A 21,342-nucleotide genomic window follows, 5' to 3' on the forward strand; every position below is an offset into this window, starting at 1 on the left:
CTACTTGCCGATCGTCGCGTTCATCGTGCTGACGAACTGCTCGGGGGTGATCTTCTTGAGGAAGATCTGGTCGAGGTTGGCGAGCATCGCATCACCCTGAGCCGGGCTGAGCGCCTGGTCCCACGAGAGGGTGAAGCTCGGGGCGTTCTTGACCATGCCGTAGACGTAGGTCAGGAAGTCCTTGTCCGGGGACGCCGCGAGCTTGCCCTCGATGCCCTTGACCACGGGCACAGCGCCGGAGTCGATGAGGGCCTGGGTGTCGGCGTCCGTGAACATGCCGCTCTTGATGTAGTCCTCGGCAGACTTCTTCTGCGCGTCGGTGGCCTTCGAGGAGACCGACCAGAAGTTCGAGGGGTTGCCTACGATGCTGGCCGGGTCGCCGCTGCCGCCCGAGATGGTCGGGAACGTGGTCCAGCCGATCTTGCCGTCCTTGATCGCGCTCGCGGCGTTCGTCTTCATGCTCTGGTAGATCCAGCCGCCCTGGAGGATCATCGCGGCCTTGCCCGTGTAGAGGAGGGCCTGGTCGGCGTTGCTGTCCGCGGCGATCGAGGAGAAGCCGTTGACGAAGCCGCCTGCGTCCACGAGCTCCTGGATCTTCGTAAGCGCCTGGGCGACGGCCGGGTTGGACCACGCGTTCGGCTTGTTCGCGGCGATGTCGGCGAAGACCTGTGGGCCGCCGATGCGGTCCACGAGGTATTCGAGCCACATGAGGTCGGGCCACTTCGACTGGCCGCCGAGCGCGAACGGGGCGATTCCGGCCGCCTTGAACTTGGGCACGAGGGCCATGAGCTCATCCCAGGTCTTGGGCGGCTGGGCGCCGATCTTCGCGAAGAGGTCCTTGTTGAAGTACAGGACCACAGGCTGGGCGTTGTTGTTCGGGACCGCGTACTGCTTCCCGTTGACCTGGCCGTTCTGGAGCACCGAGGGGAGGTAGCGGTCCTTGACGTCCGGGTTCTGGGCGAGGAAGTTCGTGAGGTCCTCGACTTGGCCGGCATCGACGTAGGACTTGAGGACGCCGCCGCCCCAGCCGTAGATGAACGTGGGGCCCTGCCCGGCGCCGACGGCGGTGCGGACCTTGGTCTTGTAGGCGTCGTTGGCGAAGAAGTCGAGCTTGATGGTCTCGCTCGAGTGGGCGGAATTCCAGGCGTCGACCGACTTCTGCAGCACCGGCTGGTTGCCGCCCGTCAGACCCCACATCGTTGCGGAGTCGGCGCTCACGGCACTGCCGCCGGGGCCCGCCGATCCGCAGGCGGCGAGCGTGATGGCCAGAGCACCCGCGCAGAGCGCGACTGCGGCGGTGCGGACTTTCTGAATGTTCATCGTCTTCCGTTCATCCTCCGGGGTCATCGCTGCCCACCCGGGCTGGGGAGGGGCCACCGGGCTCAGCAGCGAGCCACGGGGCCTTCGGACTGTTGTGGATGTCGAGATATCGAAATATTTCGAATTTCTATCGAGCAACAGGACCACCGTAGAGCGTGACTCGTATCACGGTCAAGGGATTTCAGGCAAAAAGTTCAGAGGCTGAACCAAAACGTCTCAAGCAAGTATCGGCCTGATCGGCGGGACGACGGCGGCAGTTGACGCCGCCGTCGCCGTCCTTCAGACTGAGGCGAAGCGAAACATTTCGAAAGTTGTAGGGATCACATGTCTCTCACGTCCTCGCGCGGCAAGCCGACACTGGCCGATATCGCGCGCCTCACCGGGGTCTCCGCGCCGACCGTGTCGAAGGTCGTCAACGGGCGCGAGGATGTCGCGCCGGAAACCCGCTCGAAGGTTCTTGCCGCACTCACCGAATCCGGGTACCAGTCCCCGGGCCACAAGCGTGCGGCGGACGCGCCGGACGTGGTCGAGGTCGTCTTCGACTCGGTGAACTCGAACTACTCCTCGACCGTCCTGAGCGGCATCCTCGCCGGCGCCGCCGCGATGGGAGTCGAGATTGTGCTCACGACGACGGAAGGCTCGCCGGCGTCGGGCACCGAGCTCGCGACGAGGGCGCAGCGCATGCAGGACGAGCAGCGCGCTGGCATGATCGTCGTGACCTCCGCGTTCAGCGACACCCACCTCGACGCGTTCCGGCGTCGCCGCATCCCCGTCGTCGTCATCGATCCTCTCAACCCGCCCGCCGCGGATGTCGTGAGCGTCGGGGCGACGAACTGGGCCGGCGGGCGCGCAGCCGCGGATCATCTCCTCGACCTCGGGCACCGACGCATCGCGTACCTCGGCGGCCCGGAATCCGCGGAGTGCAACCAGGCGCGCCTGCACGGCTACATGTCCGCGCTCATGTCCCGCGGCGTCGCGTTCGCCCCCGAACTCGTGATCCACGGGAAGTTCCGGGCCGAGCACGGGATCGAGGGGCTCGCCGCGCTCCTCGCCCTCCCCGAGCCGCCCACCGCCGTGTTCGCGGGCAACGACGGGATCGCGGTCGGCGTCCTCCGGGAAGCACGACGGCGGGGCATCCACGTGCCGGAGGAGCTGAGCCTCGTGGGCTTCGATGGGACCGTCCTCGCGGAGGACTCGGTGCCGGCGCTCACGTCGGTCACCCAGCCGCTGCACGACATGGGACGCACGGCCCTCCGCACCCTGCTCCGCGAGGCGCGCGGCGAGCAGCTCGATTCCCACCGCGTCGAGCTCGCGACCCAGCTTGTGGTCCGGGAGTCGACGGCGCGGCCGGCCTAGACGCCCGGCAAGGCATTCGAGAGACTGATGCCGTGTCCGACGCGGAACAGGGCGTCGCGGGATCCCCCGATCGAGTCCGGAGCGTGCTCGCGAACGGCGTCCATCGATGAGGGAAGTTCGAAAGGCAGCCGGCCCTTGGGCGGGATGCGTCCCGAGAGAGCATCGAGCACGGCTTCGTCGCTTGCACCGTAAACGCCCACGATTCCCGCGATCCCGTCCATCGTGGTGAACGGCGTGAGGATCGCAGCTCGGTCGAGGTTGACGATGAGGACCACAGGGGCCTTGACGGCAATGGCTCGTATCCGTTCGACCTCGGCTTCGGGGAAGTCGAGGGAGCCTTGGTGGAACCCCGATTCGAGGAAGAGCCGGTCGCGGTGCTCCCATGGCGCGTTCACCCGGACGAGCGCGAGCTGGGCACGTGCCGGGTCCGGGACGGTCTCGAAGCCTTCGGCGAGGGTGTCCGGGTCGAAGCCGTCGAGGTAGAGCGGGGTGCTGCATTTGACCGGGAGCGCATCGGGAGCGGCCTGAAGCACGGTGACAGACTCGGCCTGGGCGCGGTGCCCGGCTTCCCGGAAGGAGGGGTTGCCTACAAGTGCCGCTGCGGCGTCCTCGTCGACGTAGGGATTATCGAAGAGGCCGAGCTCGAACTTGACGGTCAGGAGGCGCCGCGCCGAGGCATCGATGCGCTCCTCGGCGACCCGGCCCAAGCGGACGAGCCTGAGGAGCAGGTCGACGCACTCCTCGCCCCCGAACTGGTCTGCTCCCGCGTCGAGGATGCGCAGCATGCGCTCTTCGGGGTCGAGGTGTTCGACGCCCCACGCCCGGGCGGGCAGGACTTGGCCTCCGACATGGTTGTCGTTGACGAGTTCCCAGTCGGTGACCACGACGCCGTCGAAGCCGAGTTGCTCGCGCAGCAGCCCGGTGACGATCTGCCGATTGAAGCCGAAGCCAACCTCCTCGATGGACTCGCCGTCGATCTCGAGGCCCACGGGCATGCCGTAGTAGGGCATGATCGCGCTCGTGCGCTTGGCGATCGCGACGCGGAACGGCTCGAGATGGTCCCAGAAGCGCCCGCCGGTGTAGGTCTGCTCGCGCCCGTACGGGAAGTGCGCGTCCTCCCCATCCTTCTGCGGCCCGCCCCCGGGAAAGTGCTTGGTGGTGCAGGCCACCGAAGTAGGCCCGACCCATTCGCCCTGCAGCCCGTCCAGATAGGCACAGCCGAGTCGGGCGACAAGCTGGGGGTCGGCGCCGAGCGTTCCCGGGAGCCGGCCCCAGCGCGGCTCGGTGGCCAGATCGATCGTGGGGTGTAGGGCGGCCCGGATACCGACGGCGAGATATTCCTGACGGACGATGTCGGCGAATTCGCGCACCCGCTCGGGCTCGCCGATCGCGCCGAGGCCGATGGGCTCGGGCCACTGGGACATGTGGCCTGCGGCGAAGGAGACGCCCGTGTTCTCGACGAAGGCGTGCCGGGGGTCGGTGGAGACTGTGACCGGGATGCCGTGCGGCGTCCGTTCGGCGAGCTTCTGCAGCGCGTTGCTCCACCGGGCTGCGAGTCGCGCGTCGGGGAGCCGATGGACGTTGAAATGGTTCATCCGTTTGCCCACGACGACGGTCGTGGTCGGTGACTTGCTGATGGCCCCCGCCGTTTCGATGAGTGCGCCGTCCTGGCCGGCCTCGATGACGGTCTGGAACATCAGCCCTGCCTTCTCCTCGAGGCTCAGCCGAGGCAGAAGGTCCTCGACGCGCGCAGCCACGGGGAGGCGGGGGTCTTCGAACGGGTCCATGATGCCGTTGCCGTTGAGGTCGCGGAACAGGGTCCCGTCCTCGGACGCGAGGTAGTCGGGTTTCATGTGCAGTCCTTTGAGTTACTTGATTCCTGTGCCGATGAGGCTCTGGGTGAAGTGGCGCTGGAGGGCGATGAAGAGCGCGACGACGGGCAGGATGACGAGTGTTGCCCCGGCCAGGAGCAGGCCGTAGTGCGTGGCGTTCTGGCCGACGGAGAAGAGCGAGAGGGCGATGGGAAGGGTGTAGGTGTTCTGCCCTTGGGCGGCGACGAGCGGCCACAGGAAGTTGTTCCAGGAGGCCAGGAACGTCAGGATCGCGAGCGTGGCAAGCGGTGCCCGGCACAGAGGCATGATGATGCCGATGAAGATCCGTGCTTCACCGGCACCGTCCAACCGGGCCGCGTCGATCAGCGAATCGGGGATCCCGGAGATGAACTGCCTCATGAGGAACACGCCGACGGGCGAGGCGAGGAACGGCAGGAACAGTGACGCGTACGTGTTCAGCAGGCCGAGCTTGCTGACCGTGACGAACATGGGGATGAACGTCACAACGCCCGGAATCATGAGCGTGATCAGGACCAGCGTGAACACGAGGCCACGGCCCCGGAATTCCATCTTGGCGAGGGCGTAGCCCGCCATCGAGCAGAAGAGGAGGTTGCCGGCCACCGTGACGCCTGCGACCACGAGGGTGTTCGTGAAGTATTGGCCGATGTTGAGCGGCCCGAACCATTGCCCGTAGTTCTCGAGCGTGAAATGAGCCGGCAGCCACGCGGTGGGGTCGGAGAGGATGTCTCCCTGGGTCTTGAACGAGCTCAGGATCATCCAGGCGAGCGGTAGCAGGGTCACGACGAGGGAGATCGTGAGCACGATGTAGACGACAGGCCGGGAGAGGCTCATGCGTGGGGCCTTGCCGGTGTTCCCACGAGGTGTGGGCGTGGCCGACGCGGCGAGGCGTCCGGTGTCGCGGAGTTCGGTGTCTTGAACGGGTCGCATGGGCTAGTCCTGGGAGCGGAGGATGCGGAACTGGATCAGGCTCACGAGTGCGATCACGACGAACAGGATGTAGCTGGACGCCGACGCCAGGCCGTACTGGCCGAAGCCGAACTGGTTGTAGGTGAAGTACGTGATCGAGAGGGTCGAGTTCAGGGGGCCGCCACGGGTCATGACGAAGGCCTCCTCGAAGAACTGCAGGAACCCGACGCTGAGCAGGACGCTGCCGAGCAGCATCGTGGGGCGAAGGATGGGCAGGGTGATGCTCCAGAACCTCCTCCATGCTCCGGCGCCGTCCACCATCGCGGCCTCCTGCAGCTCCTGCGGAACGGCCTGGAGCCCGGCGAGGAAGATGACCATGAGGGTCCCGGCATTGCGCCACGTTGCCATCACGATCAGCGCCGGCATGGCCCACGCCGTGCTGTTGAGCCAGTCGGGCCCTTGGATCCCGACGAGGCGCAGAGCGGCGTTGAGCGGGCCGTCCGGCTGGAGGATGAACCGCCATCCCGTCGAGACTGCGACGATGCTGGTCACCACGGGGACGTAGAAGCCGACCCGGTACAGCGTGCGGAACCGGCTGATCCCGTTGTTCAGGGCCACCGCGAGGGCGAGCGCAACCACGATGGTCAGCGGGATCCCGACCACGACGAAGTAGCCGGTATTCAGCATGGACCGCAGGAACGTGGGATTCGTGAAGACGGCCTGATACTTCTGCAGGCCCACGAAGTCGACACCGAAGGGGTTCCTGACGTCAGCGGCCCGGAAGTCCGTGAAAGACATCGCGAACGAGGACACGAGCGGCAGCAGCGTGAACACCGCGAAGACCGCCAGGAACGGGGCGACGAAGATCCACGGGGCGATTCGCGGCCCTGTGTGGCCGGACCGGTCGGGGTGAGAGTCCGGGTGCTCATTGCCCGATGCCTACAGTCGAGGCGGTGGCCTGGAGCTCCTGGGCGGCCTGTTGCGGTGTCGTCCCGCCGCGGACCATCTTCTCCATCTCGCTGTCGGCGGCAGAGCTGACCTGCGTCCAGCTCGTGTTCGCAGGAGGCGACTTGGCGTCGTTCAGCTGGGCTTTGAACACCTGCAGGCGCGGGTCGGCCTTCAGATCCCCCTGGTCCCAGGCCGACTGCACCGAGGGCAGGTCACCGGTGAGCTTGTAGAACTGGGCCTGCACGTCTGGGCGCGCGAGGTACTGGACCAGCTTCCAGGCGCCGTCCCGGTTCGCGGCGTTCTTGAACACCGCGAGATCCGATCCGCCGACGAACGAGGTGCCGGACTTCTCCTTCGGGAACGTCATGACCCCGATCTTGTCGCTGAAGGCCGCGCCTCCAGCACTCTCGAGCCCGCTGATCTCCGACGGCGCCCCGAACATGATCGGCGTCTTGCCGCTCACGAAGGCCGCCTCGGTGGCGCCCACTGCGCTGTCGGGGTTCTTGTTGGCGATTCCCTCTGAGAAGAAACTGTCCACATAGGAGAGGGCCCCGACCATCTCCGGGGTGTCGATGGTCCACATCGTGCCAGCCTGATCGGTCAGGTTCGCGCCGTTTGACCAGACGAACGGAAGGATCGACTGGAAGTCGTCGGCCTTCGCGCCGGTCGGCATGGACATCCCGTAGGTGGCCCCGGCCTTGGTCTGCATGGCCTTGGCCATGCCCTTGAAGTCGTCCCAGGTAGCCGGAGGGCTGGAGTAGCCAGCCTTCTCCGCCAAGTCCTTGCGGTAGTACACAACCCGGGTATCCACGTACCAGGGAACCCCGACGGCAGAGCCCTTGACGGTCGCCGCGCTGTTGGCCGCGGAGAACATCCCTGAGGCATCGACGCCGTGCGGGACCTGCTCGAACGCCGACGCGAAGTCAGCCATCCACGTCGTCCCCATCTGAGCCAAGTCCGGGGTAGAGCCGCCGGCGATGGCGGTCTGGTACTTGTCGTGTGCTGATCCCCACGGAATCGCGGTGATCTCGATCTTCGCGTCCGGGTTCTCCTGCTGGAACCCCTTGATGATCTCGCCCAGGTTCTGCGCCTCGGCGCCCTGCGCCCAGACTTTGATGGTCCCGGTCGCCTTGCCGCTGCTGATCGTGCCGGCACTTGCGGCCGCACCAGCGTCGTCGGACCGGCCGCAGGCCGACAGGGTGATCGCGCCCGCAACCACAAGGCCGACTGCCAAAGTCGATCGTCTCTTCAACATCGTCGTTTCCTCTCGAAGGGGGTGAGTCGGGGAAGTGAGCTGGTCGACGTCGATGACTGCCCGTTCCAGTAGTGTACGCGCATACATTTCCACGTGGCAAGAGTCACACCCCCCAGATTGCAAGGATGTCAGCGCGTACATCTTGTGATACCGTCAGGGGCAGGTGCCAAGCTTGAGGCACCCGAGACATCCGTTCCGGGAGCAGGGGGTCACAGCCGATGGGAAGTACGCCGACGGTCTACGACGTGGCTGCCGCGGCCGGAGTGTCGACGGCAACCGTGTCCCGGTTCTTCCGAAGCCCTGACAAGGTCAAGGCCGCCACCCAGGAGTCGATCCGCCACGCAGTCGATGAACTCGGCTATATCCCGAGCGGGCTCGCCCGGGGCCTCGCCGAGCGGCACAGCGGAGTCGTCGGGTTCTACTCGTTCAGCGGCCACGAGCCCGACGAGCTGCTCATGCCCGAGCCCGGTGATCCCGACACCGTCCGCGTAGTCAGCGACGCTTCGACCCGTCCGAGGCTCTTTCCACTGTTCGCAGATGAGGTCCTACGCGGCATCGAGCTCGAGTGCACCGTGCAGGGGCTTCCGCTGGCCGTTGGGTGGCAGAAGCGGGACGCCGGAGGCGTGGCCCTGGACGAGATCGCCCGACGCGTGGATGGGCTCGTGGTGCTCCCGCACGTCATGTCCGAGCCGATGCTCGCACGTCTCGCCCGAACCAAGCCGATCGTCGTCGTCTCGCAGGAGCCGCCGGCGGGCACGGACCTGTGCTCTGTGACAGTCAACAACCGGGGCGGGATGCACGCCCTCGTGACCCATATGATCCAGGTCCACGGAGTCAGGGACTTCTGGTTCGCCGGCCCGGTCGACGACTACGACAGGACCCAGCGCCATGACGGCTTCGAGTCGGCAATCCGCGAAGCCGGCCTTGTCCCGCCGAACGGGCTGAAGCTCGAGGCGACCCGAGGGCGCTACGACGCCCGCGACGAGCTGCTGAAGATGCTCCGGGCCGAGCGCGTCCGCCTCCCCGAAGCCGTTGTCTGCGCCAACGACCAGACCGCTCTCGGCGTGATCGAGGCCTTCTCCGAGGCCGGGATCAGGGTACCGGAGGACGTCGCCGTCACCGGGTTCGACGGAATCGACGCAGGCCGGTTCATCCAACCGGGGCTCACCACCGTGCGCCAGCCCATGGACCTGCTCGGACGCATGGCGGTGCGGATGCTCAGCGAAAGAATGGATGACCCGTCGGCCTCCCCTGCCCACACGGTCCTGCCGGTCCAGCTGCTGCTCCGGCATAGCTGCGGGTGCAGCGGTTAGCGGTAGCCGTAAGCGGGAAATCACCGCACCGTCGGAGACCGCCCCTATCGCCGTCGCCCGGTCCACTCGAGCAGCCGCTCGCGCGGCCACGTCGTGACGATGCGGTCGGCCGGCACGCCGGTGGCCTCGGCCCGGGCTGCCCCGTACCGCAGGAAGTCGAGCTGCCCCGGCGCGTGCGCGTCGCTGTCGATGCTGAACAGGCACCCGGCGTCGAGAGCCCGCCGGATGAGGTCGTCGGGCGGGTCCTGCCGCTCGGGCCGCGAGTTGATCTCGACGGCGACGCCGTTCGCGGCGCACGCCGCAAAGACCCGCGCGGCGTCGAACTCCGATTCCGGCCGCGTGCCGCGCGCGCCCGTGACGAGGCGGCCCGTGCAGTGGCCCAGGACGTCGGTGTGCGGATCCTCGATCGCGCGGAGCATGCGCCGCGTCATCGCCGCAGCCTCGGAGCGGAGCTTCGAGTGCACGCTCGCGACGACGACGTCGAGCTGGGCGAGCATCTCGGGCTCCTGGTCGAGCGTGCCGTCCTCGAGGATGTCGACCTCGATCCCCGCGAGGAGGCGGAAGCCGTCGCCCGTGTGCTCGTTGGCCGCGTCGATGAGGTCCACTTGGTGCGCGAGGCGCTCAGCGGTGAGCCCGTTCGCAATGGTGAGGTTCGGCGAATGGTCGGTCACGGCAAGGTACTCGCGGCCCAGCAGCCTCGCGGCCTGCGCCATCGCCTCGAGCGGCGAACCGCCGTCCGACCAGTCGGTATGGCTGTGGAGGTCGCCGCGCAGGAGCGCGTGGAGCTCGCCGCCGGGCAGCTGCTCGGCGCCTTCGCGCAACGCGATGAGGTAATCGGGCACACGCCCGTCGAGGGCCTGCCGGATCACCTCGAACGTGCGGTCTCCAATCCCCTTCATGCGCCGGAGCCGCCCGTCGCGCACCTGGGCGGCGACGTCGTCGTCCGTCATCCCTGCAATCACGGAAGCCGCGTTGCGGAAGGCACGCACCTTGTACGCCGGGGCGAGGTCGCGTTCGAGCCAGAAGGCGATCTCATTGAGCGCATCGACGGCATCCATGCGCCCATACTGCACCCTCCGTGTCCCGAGGGTGGTCCCTCCCCCAGGAGATTCGGCGGCTCATACGATGGCTGACCTCCGCCGGATTCAATAGGTTGCAGCGTTCGGGAGGATAACAGGCTTCGACGGCTGTTGGCTGAAATCGAAATCGTTCATCAAGTCGCCGAGCTGGGGGCTGTTCTCGCGCACGTCCGGCCTGGGATCGGGCCGCCCGTCCGTGGCGGGGTCAAGGCGCTGACCGTGGAGGAAGATGTCTTCGATGAACTTCGCGTAGGCATCGTGGCTCAGGGTCTGGTGGTCAATGTACCCCTTCTTCGCGTAGGGGCTGATGACGATCCCGGGAACCCTCGGCCCGTAGCCGTTCTGGTCGACCGTGGGCGGCGCAACGTGGTCGTAGAAGCCGCCCCAGTCATCCCACGAGAGGAATATCGCCGTGCTGTCCCAGTCCGGGCCTGACATGATCGAATTGATCAGCCCCGTGACGTAAGCCTGACCGGTACTGATCTGAGCCGGCGGGTGCTCGCTGACGGCCTCCGTGGGGTCAACCCAGCTCACCGCTGGCAGCGTGCCTTCCTTGGCCGCGCTGTAGAAGTTGGTCAACGACTGGATGTCGCCGAGCTGGCCGTCCTGCTTGACGGTGTCGAAGTAGGGCAGCGGGTTCCAGTTTCCCGGCGTGTTGACGTTCTGCGCAACGGGCGCGCACGTCATGGCCGAGTCGTCCTCGCAATCCGGCTCCGTGCCGTTGAACACGTAATAGCCCCACGAGACGTTGTGCTTGTGCAGCAGGTACGTCAAGTCGGTCCATGCATAATCCGGAGGCGCCGTCTGCTTGGTGGCGAAGAGCTGCTGCTTGAGGTTGTCTGGGAGCTGGGCTCGGTTGATCGCCGCGACGCAGGTGGCGTACGTGTCGGTTGCCCGGCAATGCTGGGCAACGAAGGCATGCAGCTCGGACGCGAGGTCGGGGCTGAAGCCCGCCCCCTGGAGCGCCTTCAGGCAGGCATCAGTCTCCGATCCCCCACGACACTGGCCGATCAGGGAATTCCTCAGGCCGGTCGTGTAATCGGGCGGAAGGCCCGGGTTCTGGAGCGCGTTGACGCAGGATTGGGGGTCGCCAACCTTGGTGCAGCTCGCCGACCATTCGGACACCATGTACAGGTGTGATGGAAGGCTCCAGGACGCGTTCGACGCGAACAAGTGGTCCTGGAGCGTGAAGTCCTTCGCATACGTCCAGTAGTTGGGCAAGTCGCGGCCGTCGTGGTAGCCCATGACGTCCGTTGTCGTGGCAGCTCCCGCGCACGACGGCTCGTTCGGGGCGCAATTGGCTGCAGATTGTTCGGCCTGGGCCACGAAGCCGTCCATCTTCCCGCCGTCAATGTCGGCCTTCGCGTTCGCCTGGCCGTGCGGACCGCCGGCGTTGCTGTCGGCCGCGTTGTAGTAGGGCGAGACGCACGAGCCCTTGGCTGGGTCCGGGAGGCACACGGTGGGGACGCCCTTCAACATGGGGATTCCATCGGCACCCGGAAACGTACCGAAGTAACTGTCGAAGGACCGATTCTCCTGCATGATGATCACGACGTGGCGGATCTTGCCCGCGGCGCTCACGTCCGGGCCTCCGGAGGTCGGAGGACTGGCAACGGCGAACAGCCCGTCCGTCACCAGGAAGAGAAGGGCGACCGCGATTCCTGCAGCGATCGCCCGCCGAGGATGGCGCTGGGTCCTCGCTCGAACGGCCATTGGCAGCTCCTCTTGCTTTGGCCCTCCGTGGTCGTGATGCGGATCACCGGAAAATAGTCCCCGAAACTGGGTGAACGCTGGATGCGCCCTAGATCCAGCGCGGCGCGGCCGGAAGCTCAGTGACGTGGGCGCCGTCGTGCGTCGCGGTGAGCGGCGCGCCGGGCTCAGTGCCGCGGCCCGCTGCCCAGCGGACGACGGCGGCGAGCGGCCCCTCGACCAAGGTCGCCCCGGGCTCGGGCTCGCCAAGGGTGAGCCCGTCGTCGGCCCCGCGCCGCACACGCGCGGCCAGGCCGTGGGTCTCGCCGCGCTTCTCCCACGCGCCCCAGATGTCACCGAGGAGGCGGCGGAGGACCTCGGCGGGGATGTCCGCGAAACGAGCGCCATTGTCAAGGTCGACGGCGTGCAGCCACACCTCGCGTGTGCGCATCCACACGGTCTCGGAGACCGGGACGAGCCGCCCCTGCGCCGTGCGGACCTGCTCCTCCCACTTATCGGCGGGGAGGTCGCGCCATTCGACCGAGAGGTGGATCGCGGAGTGGTCGAAGAGGTTCTGCAGCGCGATCGGCGGCAGGGTCGCGCCGAAGTCGATCTCCTCGTTCCGGGCCTCGGGCGAGGAGTACATGGGCATCTCGACGCCGGTCGCGGCCCACTCGACGAGCCGGGCCACCGCTCGCGCGTTGTAGCCCACGTGGGCTATCACGTGGCGGCGAGACCAGCCCGGCAGGAGCGAGGGCTCGTCCAGGTCCGCGTAGGAGAGCTCGCTGAGCTTACGCGCGAAGAACGCCGTGCCACGGCGGGCCGTGAGCAGCCCGGCGCGGACGTCGGCATCCTCGACGAGGTCTTGGCGTGCGACCACCTCAGGCCCCCGTGTCTGTGGCTGCACCCACGACTGAGGCGACCTCGACGCCGGCCGGGGCCACGGCGGGCACGTCGGCCTGGGCGCGGGCGAGATTGCGCAGCTCGCCGATGCCTTCGATCGAGACCGTGACCGTCTGCCCGTCGGTGATGTACACCTCGGGCGTACGAGCGCGCCCCACGCCGCCGGTCGTCCCGGTGAGGATGAGGTCGCCGGGGTTGAGCGTGATCATCTCGGAAATGTAGGAGACGAGGTACTCGGGCCCGTGCACGAGGTCGCCGATCGAGCCGCGCTGCATCTCCTGGCCCGCGACGGTCGTAGTGATCGCGGCGTTGCGGTCGAGCTCCTCGGGGGTGACCATCACGGGACCCACCGGAGTGGAGGCCTCCCAGACCTTGCCCTGGAGCCACTCCTTGGTGCGGAACTGGTACGAGCGCATCGACACGTCGTTCGCGACCGTGTACCCGGCGATGTATTCCCCCGCCTCGGCTTCGGGCACGCGACGGGCGCGCTTGCCGATGACGACGACGAGCTCGGCCTCCCAGTCGATCGCCGGGTCGGAGGCGGGCAGCTCAACGTCGTCGAACGGTCCGGTGAGCGTCTCGGCGAACTTCGCGAACAAGGTCGGGTACTGCGGCAGCTCGCGGCCCATCTCCTTGATGTGCGAGGCGTAGTTCAGGCCCACGCACAGGACTTTCGACGGCGAGGGGACCACCGGCGCGAGGTCCGCGCCCTGCACAGGGTGCTTGGCGCCGTCGGCCTTAACGGCGATCTCGCGCCAGCCCTCCACGGCCAGCAGCGTGCCCAGGTCTGCGTAGCCGGTGATCTCAACAAACGTGTCCCGGTCCTGGCGGACGGCGACGGTCCCGCCACGGGTGCGCAGGGTCGCGAGCTTCACTGTGTCTTCTCCTTCACTATCTTCTCCTTGTCAGGAGCTTGGCCTTCGATGAACGTGCGGTTGAAGTGCAGGCGCTCGAAGATCGGCTGGTCGCCGAACCTGAACAGGTCGAACCGGGTCTCGGCCTCGATGGACCACACGGCCCACGAGGGGACAACGATCATGTCGCCCTTGGCGACCGCGGTCCGCTCGCCGTTGAGGACAAACGCGCCCTCGCCCTCGAACACCTGGTACACGGACGAGCCCACCTCGCGGGTCGTCCGCGTCTGGACACCGGCGCGGAGGCGGTGGAACTCGGCCCGGATCGTCGGCATGACGTCCCCGCCCGTGGTCGGGTTCACGTAGCGGATCGCGGCGTGGCCCTGGCCCACAGTCGCGGGGTGGCCCTCGTCCTCGAGCGCGAGCTGCTCGGTCAGGGCGCGGTCGGTGTGCTCCCAGCGGTACGCGCCGATCGGCGAGCTCACGGTGTTCTCGAGCCGCGAGAGCGGGCGGAGGCCCGGGTGGCACCAAAGCCGCTCCGAGCGGGAGATGTCCGGGGTGGCCTCGTCCGTGACGCGCTCGGTGCCGAACTCGAAGAAGCCCGCGTCCATGCCGTGCACGAAGGGGATGTCGAGGCCGTCGATCCACGCCATCGGCTTGTCGGTCTCGTTGTGGTGTCCGTGGAAATTCCAGCCCGGGGTCAGCAGGAAGTCGCCGCGGGACATCCGCACCGGGTCGCCGTTCACCACGGTCCACACCCCCTCGCCCTCGACCACGAAGCGAAACGCGTTCTGCGAATGCCGGTGCTCCGGGGCCACCTCATGGCCGCCGAGGTACTGGATCGCGGCCCACAGCGTCGGGGTCGCGTAGGGGCGGCCACCCAGCCCGGGGTTCGCGAGCGCGATCGCCCGCCGCTCCCCGCCACGGCCCACCGGCACCAGCTCACCCGCGCGCTCGGCCAATGGCAGGAGCGTGTTCCACCGCCACACGTGCGGGACGGCCGCTGGCGCCGGCACCATGGGCATGAGCTCATCCAGCTGCGTCCACAGCGGGATCATGTTCTCCCGCGCCATGGTCGCGTACATGGCCTCGAGCTCGGCCGCCTCTTCCGGCGTCGGCTCGCTCGCGATCATCGCGTTCACCGCCGATTGGTGCGTGACGTCTCCATGGATGCTCATCGTGGCCTCCTCGCCGTTCGTGGGTCTCCCTATCGAGACTGCGAGGCCGCACCTCGCAGGGCAACGATATTCCGCAGAGCAGAATCTGATTAGCCCCCACATTGGCTGTAAAGACGCCTCGGCGCAGATATTCCGCCCTCCAGAATTTCATTGTTCTGCTGGGCGGAACCTTCCCATCCTGAGTTGCATGTCACACCTTCCCCCCACCCAGCCAACCGCCCCCACCGCCGTCGTCATCGGAGGGGGGATCGGCGGCGTCGCCGCTGCCCTCCGCCTCCGCCAGCAAGGCACGAAAGTCACGCTCGTCGAGCAGGCCCCCGAGTTTGGCGAGGTCGGCGCGGGCCTCCAGCTCGCCCCGAACGCCACCCGCCTCCTCGCAGAGTGGGGCCTCCTCGATCGCGTGCTGAGCGTCGCCGTCGCTCCGAAGAACCTTGTGTTCCGCGACGCCGTCACTGGCCGCGAGCTGCTCCGCAAGGACGTGCAGGGCGAGTTCGCCGAGCGGTACGGCGCCCCGTACATCGTGGCTCACCGCGCCGATCTGCACACGATCCTCGTCGACGCAGCCCGCGGGGCCGGCGTCGAACTCGTCAACGGCGTCACAGTCGCGCGCGCCGAGAACCTGCCCACGGGCGCGCGTGCCGTCACCACAGACGGTCGGGCGTTCGACGCCGATGCCGTCATCGCCGCGGACGGCCTCCGTTCCGCTGTGCGCGCCCAGATGTCCGACGACGAACCCATCCCGTCCGGCTACGTCGCATTCCGCGGTGCCCTCCCGATCTCCGACGTCAAACACGCCTCGGACATGGAGGATGTGGTCGTCTGGCTCGGCCCGCGCTGCCACCTCGTCCAGTACCCGCTCCGGCGCGGCGAGATGTTCAACACGGTCGCCGTGTTCCAGTCGCCCGCATTCCTGCGCGGCGAGGAAGTCTGGGGCACCGAGGACGAACTCGAGGAGGCGTATAAGGACTGCGTCCCCGAGGTCCGCAAGGCGCTCGAGAACCTCTGGCGCGTGCGCTCATGGCCCATGTTCGACCGCCTCCCACTCGCGAACTGGGTCGACGGCAACGTCGCCCTCCTCGGCGACGCCGCCCACCCCATGCTCCAATACCTCGCGCAGGGCGCGTGCCAGGCCCTCGAGGACGCACATGTCCTGGGCGGGCTCGTGCGGGAACACGTCCTTCCCGCCGACGACGGCGAGCGCCGCGAAGCGTGGGCCCTCGCCTTGCGGGAATACAACGAGATCCGCGAGCCGCGCACAAGCCGAGTTCAGACGACCGCCCGCGTCTGGGGAGAGTCGTGGCACATGGACGAGCCCGTCGCCGTCCTGATCCGCAACATGCTGTTCGAGGCAGCGGACGCCCGAGGGGCCTTCCCCTACACCGACTGGCTCTACGGCCAAGACGGGCTGAACCATCCCGCCCAACCCGTGGCCACCTCTCACCCAACCCATGGCCACCTCCTGGCGGGAGTCTGAGCCCAGACCCGGCCACGCGTTTGGCGAAAAGTGGCCACCCGTCTACCCCCAACGCGTGGCCACGTCTCACCCAACCCCTGGCCACACCAAGCACACCATGGTCCCCAGACCCCGAACGGTCACGAACTACGACCTGCTTGAGACGTATCGCGAGCTCGGATTCCTCGTTCGGATGTTCGGGCTCACTCGGGAGCACCCAGCGCGGCGCCTACTCTGACGACGTCACCGGCCCGAAATCCGAACTGATCACCGGGCCCATCCCGATCAGCTCGGACGGTGCCGAGAGCAGAGGCTCGACGACGCGCCGCACCTCGGGCCCCAGTACGGACAAACCGGCTTGGGCGTCCTCGGCGCTCCTCCAGAGGTTCAGAACAAAACGTCGGCCGCCTCCCAGATCCACCGTCAGATTTCCGAGGAAGCCGGGTTGGGCCGCGTGAAGCCGGTCGAACTCGCGCAAGTTCTCCTGCGCCTCCGCCAGCTTGGCCTCATCGAAGGAGTTGATTCTCAACACAGCATGCATCCCAGCCTCCGCGGTCCGCGCTTCCGAAAGCCGCGCCACCGGGAACCGCAGCAGCGCGAGAACTCACCACCACCAGCCTAGCCAGAGGGGACTCTTGAGCCGCGAGTGCCCGCGGCGCACGATAGGACCATGAGCGAATTACCCGACCGGGAGACTCTGCGCGCGCTCGCGGATGAGGGCAACGAACTGGCTCTGGATCGCCTCGCAGACTTGGCCGATGCCCGCAACGACCTGGACGAGCTCCACGAACTGCTGGACGAGGGAAGCCTCTATGCGGGCCGCCTGCTGACCCGCAGAGCCGTGGCCGCGCGCGACCTGCTCGAGCTCCAACGGCTCGCCGACGCCGGCTCCGACGAGGCCGGGCTCGAACTCGACCGGCTCCTCGCCAATCCGCAAAGGACGTGGCCCGAGTAGACCGGGGCAGCTCCACCGCGCTCCCACGCGCCCTACTAAAGTGGTGAGCATGAGTGACGGAATCGACGTCGGCCGCCTTGACGAGATCGACGAGGGCACGGCGCGCGTCATCGAACCCGAGGAGTCCGGCTTCGACGAGCCGATCGCCGTCTTCCACACCGAGACGGGCTGTGTTTTCGCGCTCGACGACACGTGCACCCACGAGGAGGCCTCGCTCGCCGAGGGATGGATCGAGGGCGACACGGTCGAATGCCCGCTCCATTCCTCGAGCTTCGACCTGCGCACGGGCAGGGTCCTGTGCCTTCCCGCGACGCAGAGCGCACGCACGCACAAGGTCGAGGTCGCAGACGGCCGCGTCGTGCTGTACCCCGGCGTCGACGCCGAGGACGCCGCTCGCGTCGGCGAGTAGCCCCCGGATGAACGCGGCGGCGAGCAATTCGGTGCGCCGAATCGTCGTGGTGGGCGGCGGCGTCGCCGGATTCAGCGCGATCAGCGAGCTGCGCATCCGAGGCTACGACGGCGCGATCACCCTCCTCTCCCCCGAGGGCCTCCCCTACGACCGCCCAACCCTGAGCAAGGGCTTCCTCGTCGGCACCGAGGATGCCGCGAAGATCCGCCTCGCGCCCGAGGCGTGGTACGCCGAGCGGGACGTCGAGCTGCTGCCGGTGCGTGCCGTCGCCCTCCGCCCTGCGACGGGCACGGTAGAGCTCGACGGCGGGAGGCAGCTTGCCGCGGATCGCGTCCTGCTCGCGACGGGCGGCTTCCCAAGGCGGCTCGGCGTCCCGGGCGGGGGGCTCGCGCACACCCTGCGGAGCCGTGCGGATTCGGAGGCGCTGGGTGCCGTCCTCACGCCGGGGGCGCGCGTCGCTGTCGTCGGCGCGGGCCTCATCGGCGCAGAGGTGGCGTCGGCCGCCGCCGTCCTCGGGGCGGAGGCGACGCTCATTGATCCCGTCGACCCGCCGCTCGTCCCCGCCGTCGGCGAGGCGATCGCGCGGCGGCTGCACGCGATGCACGCCGAGCGCGGGATCCGCACCATCGTGGGAGCGCCGGTGGAGATCGAGGCGGACGACGACGGCGTAGGCCGCCTCGTGCGCCTCGCCGACGGGAGCACCGTGCTCGCCGATGCGGTGGTCGCCGGGATCGGGATCCTCCCCGACACGTCGCTCGCCGAGGCTGCGTGCCTCGAGGTCGATGGCGGTGTGATCGTGGATCGCGCCGGCTCGACGTCGAACCCGGCGGTCTTCGCGGCGGGCGACGCCTCACGCCGCCGCGGCCCGGACGGTGCGCTCCTGCACCGTTCGGAGCATTGGGAGGCCGCCGTCCACTCGGGTCAGGTGGCCGCGGCCGGAATGCTCGGCCAGGAGCCGCCCGAATTCGGGGCGCCGTGGCTGTGGTCGGATCGGCATGGAGTGCACGTCGAGGCGGTGGGGACGCTCGACGAGCGGCACGCTTCCGGCGCGCGCACCTTGCTGCGCGCTGTCGACGGCGTCCCTCAGGCGGCGTTCCTCCTCGCCGCCGATGGACACCTGCTGGGCTGCGCCGCCGTCGACCTTCCGCTCATGGTGCGCGCCGCACGGCGGATCATCGACCGCGGGATCATCCCAGACCCGGACGCGCTTGCGGACCCGTCGGTCGACCCGCGAAAACTCACCCGCTAATCTCCCCCGGCGGCTCGATTTCGGCTGCGCACTTCCTTGAGGGCATCGCTGCCTGCACCTACCATGTCGGCATCAGCCCAATGTCCGCCACAGGACGGGCTGGGGTCTGGGGTGAGGAAGAAAGGACGGCGCACAGCTGAGAACCGCTCCGTCGACGGCGGGGCGGAACGTGTGGTTGTCACGCCGCCCGGGTTCGCGGCCGCCCGACTCTACAGCGTGACGACCCTTCAATGTCCTCCCTTTGCTTGAGGCCGCGCCTCAAAGGAGTGATCCTCGTGACCCCTCGGAAATTGTTCCCGCGGCGGCACTTGGGTGCCGGCGCATCCATCGTGGCGGGCCTTTTCATGGCGTCGCTCGCCCTTGCGGCCGCTGCCTTCGCGAGCGGCTCGACCGTTCTGCCGGATTCGACCGCCCAGACCCCCGCATGGGTCAACGGCCAGACAGTCACGGTTCAGTACCCCCAGCTCTTCTTCTGTGACCACAGCGTTGCGGCGTCCTCATCCACGGGCTGCGAGGTGGGCCAGGACTCCAATGTGGGTCCCGTCCCCAACGCGGACAGGAACGAGCTCTTCGTCATCGTCCCCCTGTTCGCGAACCCGTCTCCCGCACCGATGTGCCCCATCGCCAGCTGCCCCAACCACCCGCTGACGATCGATCTCTCCCGGATCGCGGGCGCTCTGGGCACTACGCCTGATGCCGTAGCCAATTTGCCGCTCCCGGCGCATAGCCACATCTTGGCCGCTCCCGGAGGCGGTTGGTGGGACATCAAGGTCGTCGCCGTGACGAACCAGACGGCGTGGGCTCAATTGGCTGCTGGAAAGAACGAGGCAACCATGGACGCTCTGCTGAACACGCCTGGCAGCGGAGTGGTCGGCCCGATCCCAACGAATTTCTACCTCTTCTTCAACATCGTGGGGAGCTAGGAACCCTGAGCCCTCCGGCGAGGCCATGCCTGCCGGAGGGCTCCCCCAGTTCAAAGGTGGACACATGACTTACGCCTCCCCGGCGCTGCCGGGCACCACTCGTCGCACCGGATTTCGGGCCACGGGAGCGTTGAGCGCCGGGGCAGCGGGCCTCGCGCTCGTTGGCGCCGGTGCGTGGCTGCCGTGGCTCACCGTGTTCAACGGGCTCACCACGATCAGAGGCTTTGCGCTCGACGGCGGCTACTTGGCGGGAATCGCTCTGCTGGCGGCGGGCATGCTCGTGCTTGCCGGCCGCCGCGGGGGATCAGCGTTCCTCCGGCCTCTCGCGATGATCGGATGCACCGTGGTCCTGGGAGACAGCCTCTTCAGCGGCTGGCGGATCGCGAGCTATGTCGGCGACCCCGGCCCGGCGGCCGGACTGGTCATGCCGGTCGCGGGAATCGGCCCGCTCGTCATGGCCGTCGGCGGTTTGGCGCTGCTGTTCGCAGGGGCCGTCGCTCCCCTGGGCAGACGGCGGCTGGAACCCGGCCTCGGCCTCCCGCTTGTCCTTGCGGTCGCGCTCTTCACGGCCGGGTGGATCCATGTGGTCCTCGCACCCGAGCATTTCGCCGAATCGCTGCTGCTAGGCGTCGGGTTCCTGGCCTCCGGCCTCATGCAGATCGCGCTCTCGTCCCTGGTTGTCGGGCGCCCGCGTGACGGAGTCTTATCACTCTCGATCGCGACCAACGTCGCCTTGATCGCACTGTACGCGTATGCCGTGCTGGTGGGCCTCCCCGGAGATGGCGGAGCCGATTCTGCCCACGCGACCGGCTTGATCATCGGCTCAGGGGAAGCCATCGAACCCACTGGGGTTGCCGCCAAACTGGCCGAACTCGTTGCCTTGGCCTTTGCGATCGTGCTCTTGCGCCGCAGTTCGACGGCGGCTGCCCGGCCTTCGCCGGAGGCACCACTGGGCGCACCGGGCCAGGCGGATTCTGCGAACGGCTAGAGCTGGCCACGCGATGGGCGAGACGTGGCCACGCGTCGGTTGCTGACGCGTGGCCACGCGTCGGTTGCTGACGCGTGGCCACGTCTCACCCAACCTGTGGCCAGCTCTCGCCTAACCCCTGGCCAGATGTCGGTCAGGCGCCCTCAAGGTGGAGCGAGTCGATGATCTCGCCGACGATGGCCTCCGGGCTCTTGGCGATGTCGATGCGGAGCGAGCCCGAGGCGAGCTCCCCGTCGGTGAGCGGCTCGAGGGTCGCGAGCTGGCTCGGGAGCAGTGTCGTCGGCATGAAGTGCCCCGATCGCCCGGACATGCGCTCGGCGAGGAGCTCGGGCGAGCCGTCGAGGTGCGCGAACACGACGCGCCCCTCGGCTTCGGCAAGCAGCTCGCGATAGCTGTGCTTGAGCGCCGAGCACGTCAGGACCGTGCTGCGGCCGGCGCGGGCCTGTTCGGACATCCAGTCGCGGATGCTCCGGAGCCAGGGCCAGCGATCCTCGTCGGTGAGGGGCACGCCGCTCGCCATCTTGTCGATGTTGGCCTGGGGGTGGAACTCGTCGGCCTCGGCCAGCTCCCAGCCGAGCCGCTTCGCGAGGGCCGCGGCGACGGTCGTCTTGCCGGAACCGGCAACGCCCATGACCACGATGTGCATGAATCCCACCCGTACCTCCGCGGAGTCGTCCTTGGCTTCCGAGGAAGCGCGTACGCGGTGGCTTC

The 21,342-nt window shown here is 68.0% G+C and carries 20 protein-coding genes; 8 read left to right on the forward strand and 12 right to left on the reverse strand.

Features of this window, described 5'->3' with window-relative positions:
* Positions 1-1,320, reverse strand: a complete 1,320-nt coding sequence (locus SPF06_RS09930; RefSeq protein WP_323278889.1) for an extracellular solute-binding protein — start codon at positions 1,318-1,320, stop codon at positions 1-3.
* A 324-nt stretch (positions 1,321-1,644) separates the two neighbouring features.
* On the opposite strand from SPF06_RS09930, the gene SPF06_RS09935 reads away from it, so the two are divergent.
* Positions 1,645-2,676: a LacI family DNA-binding transcriptional regulator gene (locus tag SPF06_RS09935; protein WP_323278890.1), complete on the forward strand. Its 1,032-nt coding sequence runs from the start codon at positions 1,645-1,647 to the stop codon at positions 2,674-2,676.
* Here SPF06_RS09935 and SPF06_RS09940 read toward each other — a convergent pair.
* From SPF06_RS09940 to SPF06_RS09955, 4 genes are read right to left on the reverse strand one after another with little or no spacing between them, the layout of a single operon-like run.
* Positions 2,673-4,529 carry a glycoside hydrolase family 3 protein gene (locus SPF06_RS09940; RefSeq protein WP_323278891.1) on the reverse strand — a complete coding sequence of 619 codons (1,857 nt, stop codon included), beginning with the start codon at positions 4,527-4,529 and terminating at the stop codon, positions 2,673-2,675. The two genes, SPF06_RS09935 and SPF06_RS09940, sit on opposite strands and share 4 nt — an antisense overlap.
* A gap of 15 nt (positions 4,530-4,544) precedes the next feature.
* Positions 4,545-5,456, reverse strand: a complete 912-nt coding sequence (locus SPF06_RS09945) for a carbohydrate ABC transporter permease (RefSeq protein ID WP_428985744.1) — start codon at positions 5,454-5,456, stop codon at positions 4,545-4,547.
* Positions 5,457-5,459: 3 nt separating this feature from the next.
* Positions 5,460-6,314 carry a carbohydrate ABC transporter permease gene (locus SPF06_RS09950; RefSeq protein ID WP_323278995.1) on the reverse strand — a complete coding sequence of 285 codons (855 nt, stop codon included), beginning with the start codon at positions 6,312-6,314 and terminating at the stop codon, positions 5,460-5,462.
* Between the two features lie 46 nt (positions 6,315-6,360).
* Positions 6,361-7,638 carry a sugar ABC transporter substrate-binding protein gene (locus tag SPF06_RS09955; protein WP_323278892.1) on the reverse strand — a complete coding sequence of 426 codons (1,278 nt, stop codon included), beginning with the start codon at positions 7,636-7,638 and terminating at the stop codon, positions 6,361-6,363.
* A 218-nt stretch (positions 7,639-7,856) separates the two neighbouring features.
* Here SPF06_RS09955 and SPF06_RS09960 point away from each other — a divergent pair, with 218 nt between their 5' ends.
* Positions 7,857-8,951 carry a LacI family DNA-binding transcriptional regulator gene (locus tag SPF06_RS09960; RefSeq protein ID WP_323278893.1) on the forward strand — a complete coding sequence of 365 codons (1,095 nt, stop codon included), beginning with the start codon at positions 7,857-7,859 and terminating at the stop codon, positions 8,949-8,951.
* 44 nt (positions 8,952-8,995) lie between these two features.
* Here SPF06_RS09960 and SPF06_RS09965 read toward each other — a convergent pair whose 3' ends face one another.
* From SPF06_RS09965 to SPF06_RS09985, 5 genes are all read right to left on the reverse strand, one after another.
* Positions 8,996-10,009, reverse strand: coding sequence for a PHP domain-containing protein (locus SPF06_RS09965; RefSeq protein WP_323278894.1), 1,014 nt, complete (start codon positions 10,007-10,009; stop codon positions 8,996-8,998).
* An 87-nt stretch (positions 10,010-10,096) separates the two neighbouring features.
* The gene (locus tag SPF06_RS09970) at positions 10,097-11,743 is read right to left on the reverse strand and encodes an alkaline phosphatase family protein (RefSeq protein ID WP_323278895.1); all 1,647 of its coding nucleotides are present in this window, start codon (positions 11,741-11,743) and stop codon (positions 10,097-10,099) included.
* Between the two features lie 88 nt (positions 11,744-11,831).
* Positions 11,832-12,599: a maleylpyruvate isomerase family mycothiol-dependent enzyme gene (locus SPF06_RS09975; protein ID WP_323278896.1), complete on the reverse strand. Its 768-nt coding sequence runs from the start codon at positions 12,597-12,599 to the stop codon at positions 11,832-11,834.
* A 1-nt stretch (position 12,600) separates the two neighbouring features.
* Entirely contained in the window at positions 12,601-13,497 is an 897-nt protein-coding gene (locus SPF06_RS09980; protein ID WP_323278897.1) for a fumarylacetoacetate hydrolase family protein, read from the reverse strand.
* Positions 13,494-14,654 carry a cupin domain-containing protein gene (locus SPF06_RS09985; protein ID WP_323278898.1) on the reverse strand — a complete coding sequence of 387 codons (1,161 nt, stop codon included), beginning with the start codon at positions 14,652-14,654 and terminating at the stop codon, positions 13,494-13,496. Before SPF06_RS09985 ends, SPF06_RS09980 begins: the two co-directional genes overlap by 4 nt.
* Positions 14,655-14,841: 187 nt before the next feature.
* Here SPF06_RS09985 and SPF06_RS09990 point away from each other — a divergent pair, with 187 nt between their 5' ends.
* Complete coding sequence (locus tag SPF06_RS09990) at positions 14,842-16,128, forward strand: FAD-dependent oxidoreductase (protein WP_323278899.1); 1,287 nt, start codon at positions 14,842-14,844, stop codon at positions 16,126-16,128.
* Between the two features lie 208 nt (positions 16,129-16,336).
* On the opposite strand, the gene SPF06_RS09995 is transcribed toward SPF06_RS09990, so the two are convergent.
* Positions 16,337-16,639 (reverse strand): hypothetical protein, encoded by a 303-nt coding sequence (locus SPF06_RS09995; RefSeq protein ID WP_323278900.1) that lies wholly within the window; start codon positions 16,637-16,639, stop codon positions 16,337-16,339.
* A gap of 138 nt (positions 16,640-16,777) precedes the next feature.
* Here SPF06_RS09995 and SPF06_RS10000 point away from each other — a divergent pair, with 138 nt between their 5' ends.
* From SPF06_RS10000 to SPF06_RS10020, 5 genes are all read left to right on the forward strand, one after another.
* Positions 16,778-17,062: a hypothetical protein gene (locus SPF06_RS10000; RefSeq protein WP_323278901.1), complete on the forward strand. Its 285-nt coding sequence runs from the start codon at positions 16,778-16,780 to the stop codon at positions 17,060-17,062.
* A gap of 49 nt (positions 17,063-17,111) precedes the next feature.
* Complete coding sequence (locus SPF06_RS10005) at positions 17,112-17,471, forward strand: non-heme iron oxygenase ferredoxin subunit (protein ID WP_323278902.1); 360 nt, start codon at positions 17,112-17,114, stop codon at positions 17,469-17,471.
* Positions 17,472-17,478: 7 nt separating this feature from the next.
* On the forward strand, positions 17,479-18,720 hold the full coding sequence (locus SPF06_RS10010) for an NAD(P)/FAD-dependent oxidoreductase (RefSeq protein WP_323278903.1): 1,242 nt from the start codon (positions 17,479-17,481) through the stop codon (positions 18,718-18,720).
* 275 nt (positions 18,721-18,995) lie between these two features.
* Positions 18,996-19,643 (forward strand): hypothetical protein, encoded by a 648-nt coding sequence (locus SPF06_RS10015; RefSeq protein WP_323278904.1) that lies wholly within the window; start codon positions 18,996-18,998, stop codon positions 19,641-19,643.
* Between the two features lie 64 nt (positions 19,644-19,707).
* Positions 19,708-20,631, forward strand: a complete 924-nt coding sequence (locus SPF06_RS10020; protein ID WP_323278905.1) for a hypothetical protein — start codon at positions 19,708-19,710, stop codon at positions 20,629-20,631.
* A 133-nt stretch (positions 20,632-20,764) separates the two neighbouring features.
* Here SPF06_RS10020 and SPF06_RS10025 read toward each other — a convergent pair whose 3' ends face one another.
* Entirely contained in the window at positions 20,765-21,277 is a 513-nt protein-coding gene (locus SPF06_RS10025; protein WP_323278996.1) for a gluconokinase, read from the reverse strand.
* Positions 21,278-21,342: the final 65 nt, after the last annotated feature.

This window comes from Sinomonas terricola (assembly GCF_034931225.1).
GTDB classification, from domain to species: Bacteria; Actinomycetota; Actinomycetes; order Actinomycetales; family Micrococcaceae; genus Sinomonas; species Sinomonas terricola.

What these genes read in the sequence shown, in the direction of transcription:
- SPF06_RS09990 (WP_323278899.1), top strand. Translation starts at nt 14,842, where the DNA reads ATGTCACACCTTCCCCCCACCCAGCCAACCGCCCCCACCGCCGTCGTC.
- SPF06_RS10000 (WP_323278901.1), top strand. Translation starts at nt 16,778, where the DNA reads ATGAGCGAATTACCCGACCGGGAGACTCTGCGCGCGCTCGCGGATGAG.
- SPF06_RS09935 (WP_323278890.1), top strand. Translation starts at nt 1,645, where the DNA reads ATGTCTCTCACGTCCTCGCGCGGCAAGCCGACACTGGCCGATATCGCG.
- SPF06_RS09985 (WP_323278898.1), bottom strand. Translation starts at nt 14,654, where the DNA reads ATGAGCATCCATGGAGACGTCACGCACCAATCGGCGGTGAACGCGATG.
- SPF06_RS10010 (WP_323278903.1), top strand. Translation starts at nt 17,479, where the DNA reads ATGAACGCGGCGGCGAGCAATTCGGTGCGCCGAATCGTCGTGGTGGGC.
- SPF06_RS09965 (WP_323278894.1), bottom strand. Translation starts at nt 10,009, where the DNA reads ATGGATGCCGTCGATGCGCTCAATGAGATCGCCTTCTGGCTCGAACGC.
- SPF06_RS10020 (WP_323278905.1), top strand. Translation starts at nt 19,708, where the DNA reads ATGACTTACGCCTCCCCGGCGCTGCCGGGCACCACTCGTCGCACCGGA.
- SPF06_RS09945 (WP_428985744.1), bottom strand. Translation starts at nt 5,456, where the DNA reads ATGCGACCCGTTCAAGACACCGAACTCCGCGACACCGGACGCCTCGCC.
- SPF06_RS09970 (WP_323278895.1), bottom strand. Translation starts at nt 11,743, where the DNA reads ATGGCCGTTCGAGCGAGGACCCAGCGCCATCCTCGGCGGGCGATCGCT.
- SPF06_RS09955 (WP_323278892.1), bottom strand. Translation starts at nt 7,638, where the DNA reads ATGTTGAAGAGACGATCGACTTTGGCAGTCGGCCTTGTGGTTGCGGGC.
- SPF06_RS09930 (WP_323278889.1), bottom strand. Translation starts at nt 1,320, where the DNA reads ATGAACATTCAGAAAGTCCGCACCGCCGCAGTCGCGCTCTGCGCGGGT.
- SPF06_RS10005 (WP_323278902.1), top strand. Translation starts at nt 17,112, where the DNA reads ATGAGTGACGGAATCGACGTCGGCCGCCTTGACGAGATCGACGAGGGC.
- SPF06_RS09960 (WP_323278893.1), top strand. Translation starts at nt 7,857, where the DNA reads ATGGGAAGTACGCCGACGGTCTACGACGTGGCTGCCGCGGCCGGAGTG.
- SPF06_RS10025 (WP_323278996.1), bottom strand. Translation starts at nt 21,277, where the DNA reads ATGCACATCGTGGTCATGGGCGTTGCCGGTTCCGGCAAGACGACCGTC.
- SPF06_RS09940 (WP_323278891.1), bottom strand. Translation starts at nt 4,529, where the DNA reads ATGAAACCCGACTACCTCGCGTCCGAGGACGGGACCCTGTTCCGCGAC.